Below are 338 nucleotides of genomic sequence, written 5' to 3' on the forward strand. Positions count from 1 at the left end.
GCCTCGCGGGCGTGCTGGTGCTTCTGTTCCAGCGACTGCGCGTGGGCCTCGTGCTCGGCCAGGCGTGTGGTCAGACCGGCGATGCGCTCGCCGAGTTGGGCAACCTCGGTGGCACGGTCGGCCAGGGCCTGCCGGGTGGTCGCGTGAGCGGTCTTTTCGTCGTGCAACGCCGTTTCGTTGCCCTGGATCTGGGCGCTCAAGGCCACGGCTTCCTGCTGCGCACGCTCCAGTGCTTGTCCGCGCTCCTGCAACTGCGCCTCGAAACGCTGCTGGGCCTCGGCGACAACGGCCTCAGCCTCCTCGTGCAGGCGCCCAGCGAGCCGGCCAATCAGGTCCTG

Annotated in this window: 1 protein-coding gene; it reads right to left on the reverse strand. The window is 69.8% G+C overall.

Going from position 1 to position 338, the window contains the following annotated elements; all coding sequences use genetic code 11:
* The coding region (locus tag FLQ44_RS24230; RefSeq protein ID WP_206209141.1) for a hypothetical protein at positions 1-200 on the reverse strand (200 nt) is incomplete at its 3' end.
* Positions 201-338 lie beyond the last annotated feature (138 nt).

This window comes from Vogesella mureinivorans, assembly GCF_007644035.1.
In the GTDB taxonomy this organism is placed as follows: domain Bacteria; phylum Pseudomonadota; class Gammaproteobacteria; order Burkholderiales; family Chromobacteriaceae; genus Vogesella; species Vogesella mureinivorans.